6 protein-coding genes are annotated in these 6188 nt (G+C 37.5%); 1 reads left to right on the top strand and 5 read right to left on the bottom strand.

Annotated features, from left to right (window positions below):
• Positions 1–473 precede the first annotated feature (473 nt).
• Both DO88_RS00080 and DO88_RS00085 read right to left on the bottom strand, forming a co-directional pair.
• Positions 474–2267, bottom strand: a complete 1794-nt coding sequence (locus tag DO88_RS00080; protein ID WP_033041245.1) for a choice-of-anchor I family protein — start codon at positions 2265–2267, stop codon at positions 474–476.
• 83 nt (positions 2268–2350) lie between these two features.
• Positions 2351–3580, bottom strand: coding sequence for an acyltransferase family protein (locus DO88_RS00085; protein WP_033041242.1), 1230 nt, complete (start codon positions 3578–3580; stop codon positions 2351–2353).
• Positions 3581–3724: 144 nt separating this feature from the next.
• Here DO88_RS00085 and DO88_RS00090 point away from each other — a divergent pair, with 144 nt between their 5' ends.
• The gene (locus tag DO88_RS00090; protein ID WP_033041240.1) at positions 3725–4567 is read left to right on the top strand and encodes a LytR/AlgR family response regulator transcription factor; all 843 of its coding nucleotides are present in this window, start codon (positions 3725–3727) and stop codon (positions 4565–4567) included.
• Positions 4568–4616: 49 nt separating this feature from the next.
• Here the strand turns inward: DO88_RS00090 and DO88_RS19205 are convergent, their stop codons facing one another.
• The 3 genes from DO88_RS19205 to DO88_RS00100 are packed head-to-tail and all read right to left on the bottom strand — an operon-like array spanning position 4617 to position 6123.
• Entirely contained in the window at positions 4617–4745 is a 129-nt protein-coding gene (locus DO88_RS19205) for a hypothetical protein (RefSeq protein ID WP_269634992.1), read from the bottom strand.
• Between the two features lie 12 nt (positions 4746–4757).
• Positions 4758–5528, bottom strand: coding sequence for an outer membrane lipoprotein-sorting protein (locus DO88_RS00095; RefSeq protein WP_033041239.1), 771 nt, complete (start codon positions 5526–5528; stop codon positions 4758–4760).
• Positions 5521–6123, bottom strand: a complete 603-nt coding sequence (locus tag DO88_RS00100) for an ABC transporter permease (RefSeq protein ID WP_232224841.1) — start codon at positions 6121–6123, stop codon at positions 5521–5523. The genes DO88_RS00095 and DO88_RS00100 overlap by 8 nt, the downstream gene beginning before the upstream one ends.
• Positions 6124–6188: the final 65 nt, after the last annotated feature.

Raw genomic sequence — 6188 nt, 5'->3', positions numbered from 1 at the left:
GCTCAATAAAGAACGAAGTAGTTTGGCTGTTAGAACTCAATCTGTACGAGTGCCCACACAGATGATTGCTTTATATTGTTAAAGAACGTTTTGAGTCGCTTTAGCGTCTCAAGGGATGCGAATAATACACCCTTTATTTTTCGAGTCAACACTTAGTTTCAAACTTTCTTTTGGAAGATTTAAAACCGAAGTTTTATTTAACTCTCTGAGTAGTTCGTGCCTTGCTATGCTTCAGCGTTTCCCGTCTCAGTGGGGTCGCATTATAGGGAGATTCGAGCGGGGGTCAATGTTTTATTTCAGCTTTTTGACAATTAAATGAATTTAGTATGAAAGCTATACAAATAAAGGGCTACAGGATACTTTTAGTTTAAAAAACACGCACAACATATGTATCTATTGATGAGGTATTAGTAAGGTTTAAACTAAGCTGTATGTTAAACAAACAACACACAGCTTTATTTTAAATTAAAGGTTTATTTAGATGCTATTTCCCATACGGCAATGGAGCCTGATATTTCATTTCCAACGATTAAGAGTGGGTTTCCTGTAGCACTCTGCTCTGCTGGAACGAATTCCATTCCTTCAGGCGCTAAATCGCCTGTAATATTAGCGTCTTTAATTAAGCCTCTATTATAGAAGTAGTCTTCAAACTGCACATTGTATGGATTAGTAATGTCGTACACCATAATGCCGCCCATACGCTCAAGCCCTATAAAAGCAAATGTACGATCGTCAATTTTACCAATAGTCAGCGCTTCAGGCTCTGCGCCTTTATCATCTGAACGTGAGTCACCTTTGTTTTCATCTTCATTATTGTTAAATGATTCACCATGCACAGATGCTGTTATACGTGCTATATCGTCGCCTGAATCAAAAACCACCAGCCCATTGCTATCCCAAATAGTAAAAGAACGTGCGCCATAGCCGTAAAGCGATTCGTATTGTCCGTCGTTATTGGTATCGCCTTTTATTGTTGTTACTTTTAAGCGACCAATATCATCATCGTCATTATTTAAGTAATCAAAATTAGCAGCAAGCGTTAAGTCTTCAACGCGGCTTTCATCTATATAAGCTAAGCAGCCATCGTCTTTATCGTAATCAAGTCCGCCCTTAGCTATACAGTCTGCTTCATCCGTTGTATCAAAAAAGTATTCTCTTGCGTCACCTTCGTTGGCAGTAACTATAAAGTTAGCGCCTTTCCAACTAAAGCTTGAGATAGTATCGGGCTGGTACATACCATAGAGCCCTGGGTATGATTTAAAATTCACGCCGCCGTCTTTATCTGAGGCATCAAGTTGTAAGCTTGACCAATCTTTAAAGCCTAAGCCCTTTAGCTCAAGACTGTTGTCTTGTAGGTTAACTATTGCAAGTGCATTGTTTTCTTGAATAGATACATAAGCATATTTGTTATCTTTAGAAATGCTAACGTACTCGGGCTCTAAATCCATAGCTACTGTAGTATTTATTAGATTACCGTTAATAGTACGACCATTTGGGTTTGCAAAAACTACCCCTTGCGCTTCTAGTTCGGTTTGTTTGTTGTTATAGGCTTTAAAATCAATATTTATTGCCGTATCGGCTATTACATTATTTGTTATATCGATAATACTAATAGAACCTTCAGGATCTACGCTGTAGTCGCCACTTGGTTCACCTTCGTTAGCAACCACTGCCTTTGCGCCATCATGGGTGAACGTCACCATGTCTGGTAAAAATCCGACTGTAACATTTTTAATAAATACAGGTGAGTCGCCGCTTATATCGTAAAAAGCAATTTGACCTGCATCACCCGTGCCTTTAGCAGCCATTGCGACCGCTAGTAAATTATTATTTTCATCAATAGCAATGCTGTTTGCATCGCCTTGGGTATGCTCGTTTAAAGACAACGTAATAACGGACGTTAAATTTGTGGCGCTGATAACCCCTTCGTTATCTTTAACGAGTGCGGCAGTATCAAAGGTGTCGGCGGGTAAAATATCAACAACAGCGTCATCGCCTGAACTGTTAATAGCGTAAATCCATTTTTTAGATGCTTGGTATGCAACTATTTCAGCCGCACCTTCTGGGCTTTGTGCATTTAGTACACCTCTACCCACAAGGTTAATATTTAATGCTGAATTAGCATTTACACCATTTATCCCATTAATGCCATTTGCGCCTTGTTCTCCCTGTAATCCTTGAGAGCCGTTTTGACCATCGTCACCATCAAGTGCGCAACCAGTAAGAATAGATATAAGTGACAGCGCAATAATTGATTTTTTAAACATATGATTTTCCTTAGTATTGTATTTGCTAAATATCAACACACAGGCATGACAAGATTATGGCAGTTTTAATACAGCCTCTTAGCCTAAGTAATTAGCTTATACGCTAGCGGAGTAATTAAAATTAAAGCGGCCGTATAACCAAGCATTTTTGCACTCGAGGAATACTCTCGTTTAATTGCAACTCCTAGCAAAGGTCTAAGTACATCAATACGTGTAATACTCCATGTTATAACCCCGCAGAGAGACCAAGTTCCTGTAATAATGATAAATGGCTCAACAACAGCCTCTAAATTTAAAGGTTGCAGTAAAAAACACAAAATAATCAAAATGCTTTGATGCAATAAATAAAAGGGAAACACCCATGCATTGAGCTGCTTTAAATAGTAGGTATTAAAATTTAAAAATCGCTGAGCGAGCGCAAGTACAAAAAATACACCTACAACACGTTGAATATTGTAGCTACCGCTTAGAATAAAATGAGGAAGAGTAAACGCCTTCTGATAACTTAATATTATAAGTACAAACAAAATCGAAAAACACAAAGCCAGTAATACCAAGTTTTTATTTAAACAGTTCCAAAAGTAAGTGTTTTTAGCCAGGATGTATCCTGTGAGTAGCAGTATTAAGCCGTTAGTTTCTCTGATTGAATCGCCAGTTAAGTAACGGCTTATAAATAGTGTGGCAATAGTGAGCAAGGTAATTAAAAACCCAAATGACATACCCGCTTTAACAAATGTTTTTAAAGGCGCAATAAAGGGCAAGCGTGCAAAAAGAGTTAAAACAATAATGATCAGCATAAATTGCCACAACGAGCGCAAATACCACAAGTGATTTACATCCACATGCGGCCACACTCCAGACTGATAATTAATAAAAAGCGTATTGTTAGTCTCTATAAAAGCTAAATAAAATTGCCAATAGCTAATATCAATAACACCTTGCTGTGACATTTCTGCAAACAGCTGTAAAGGCACTATTAACCATAACCCCACCAGCAAGGGTAATAGTAAAAAAATAGAGCGGTATAAGGTGAAATGCAACCAAGACTTAAAGCTGCGTACTTTATCAATCATAAAACGCAGTGCTACGCCCGATATAAACCAAATGAGCAACATGCGCCAAGGTGAAAACACCAACATTAAATATTCAACATACTGTGATGTATAATTACTTTTAAAATGAAATCCCCAGTTTTCGCTATACAGCATGCCAATGTGATAAAAAATTAGCGACGCAAATGCGATTACCCTAAGCCAATCAAGATAATATTTACGCGAATTAACTAATGAAGGTTGTTGTACTTGAGTGCTCATGCTTTTACTACTTTATGTATGTTATGCGTTATTCATACCTAAAGCTCTCGCTAAAACTATCTATAAGTGCTTATATTACAAGCAATAGTGATAAAAGGTGGTATACAGGGATAAGCGTGCCACGTCAGCAATAAGCATACATTTATGAACCTACAGCACTTTCAACGTTTTCAAAGCATTTACGCATCAGTATTACTGTGTGCTTACGTATTAATTAATAATACAGTAAACGCTACAACCCAAATAATGGAAGCCCAAAGAGAAGGCGCTTTAACTTTTTTAATGTGGGAGCCATTTGTTTGGGAGTATTCAAGTGCCTTGAGTACTTTGCTTATATTCCCTATTTTAATTTGGTTTTTAAGACACTTATCTTTTAATTGGCAAAATATTACGGCTTCATTAGGTATGTACTTTGGTGCCTCTATTATATTTAGCGTGTTACACGTTGGTATTATGGTAGGGGTTCGTAAATTCATATATTTGTTGAATGATGGGTCTTACAACTTTGGACTTAGCTGGTTTGAGCTTATTTATGAATACCAGAAAGACGCTATAAGCTTTGTGTTTTTCATCGTACTTATCAAAGTATATCAATATGTGGTGCAGCAGTTACTAGGTGAAGCCTCTTCAATTGAAGAAAGTGAGCAGCAAACAGCATCGACCATAAACCGCCTATTAGTTAAAAAGCTCGGAAAAGAATTCATTATAAAAATAGAGGATGTTGATTGGCTTGAATCGTCGGGTAATTATGTAAACCTACATATAGGCTCACGCATATATCCGTTAAGGGCAACGCTTACAGCATTGAGCAAACAACTTGAAGTACAGGGATTTTGTAGAATTCACCGCAGCCATGGCGTAAAACTCGATAAAGTGGAGTCCATTACACCACTACCCAGTGGCGACAGTGAAATAAAACTAACAACAGGTAAAGTACTTAACTTGTCTAGACGCTATAAAGAGCAATTTAAACTAACGTTGCAATAATACAAATCAAACAAGCGATAATGGCTTACACTAAAATCAGTGGCCAAGTTTAGTTGGCCACCAGCTTATCTGACACACTTAACTGTAAATCAAGATCTGAAAGCGCATTATTTTGTTCAAACAAACTTAAAGAGGCTTGCCAAATATCGATTTGATGCTCATTTAATTTTAGTTCCAAGTTTTTAGCCTTTCACTCAGTTAAAAGGCTATTTAAATCACTGCGAATTAATATTTGCGGATTAAATAACTTTTGCGGTACATCAATTGGCTTAATTTCATCATAAGCAATCACTGTTTTTTTACCTGGCTGCATTTGATCGATTAACGACATAGAAATCACTTTAACTTTGTTGTTTCTCTCACCTCTTTCAAAGGTAGCCGTTTTGGCATGTTTGCCAGAACGAAGATACAACTCTGCTTGCAATGGAAATAAATCGGCTTTATCAACGGTAAGTTGAATTTTTTGATAGCTCGCCTTTTCTGAATAAGCCGTTAAATTAAACACTATGACAGCTTCATTCGTTTCATAAGACTCTATATCGTAATCTTGACTCCAACTAAGTGTCGCAATATCGCCCAGTGATGCCTCCCCCAATAATTTTTGTAAAGGGGTTATGCGTATTGGTCGTCGGCTTTTCGGCATGAACATCCAATAATCATTTTCCTTCATCAAGACCTTTTGTCCTTGCTCTGAAGCCGTTTTAAAAACAACAAGTGATTGTTTATTGATAGATGAATAAACATCATATTGCTTTTCACTTTTTAGCTTCTCTTTATTATATGCACTGACTGTTGCCGAAATTTTTACTGACTCTGCTTCACTTCGATAAGCATCAACGTTGACAAGAGCTGTTTGCAGATCAAATCCACCTTCGTATTGTTCATTTACAGTTTGCGCAACAGCTGATACAGAAATAAGCGACAGCGCACAGATAGATATAATATTTTTAAATTTAAACATGACTTAGTGCCTCTGTAATTGATTTTGAACTGCCTTTATATGCAGCCTTTAGTGCCGCTAATACACATACCAATACCATAGTAAGTAATACAATACCTGCTACTTCCCATGAGAAAGTAATGGTTAAAGGGTAACCCTGATTGCTACCAGGCGGTGGTGGCATTTCTAAACCTAAATAAACCAATCCCCAAGCAATGAAGGCAGATGCAACAATACCTAACGCCGCGCCAATGAACCCTATCATGCTTGACTCTAATACAAAGTTACGAATAATTTCCCATTGATAAGAGCCCATTGCCGATACAGTCCCTATTTCACGGGTTCTTTCACTAACAGTCATCGCCATCGTGTTTGAAATTGAGAAGAATACAAGTAACACCATAATTCCACCTAACAGGCCAAAAATACGGTTATAAAGATCTTTTACTGACTGATAATAGAATGCGCGCTTCCACCAAGGTGTAAACTCCAATGACTGGTCACGCTTCTGATAATCTAAAACTGTTTGTTGTGTTTTACTTATGTCAAATAAGTAAACCGACAATGAGCTGACTCTCTCGGTATACAACAATGATTGCGCATCTGATAGTTTCACATAGAGCTGTCGCTTATCTAAATCTGGCACACCTGTCGTATAAATTGTATTAGTTCAGACAAGAT

Source organism: Pseudoalteromonas sp. S3431, assembly GCF_000690035.1.
GTDB classification, from domain to species: Bacteria; Pseudomonadota; Gammaproteobacteria; order Enterobacterales; family Alteromonadaceae; genus Pseudoalteromonas; species Pseudoalteromonas fuliginea.
Note: the sequence above shows the minus strand (reverse complement) of the source record. Positions and strands in the feature narration are given on the sequence as shown.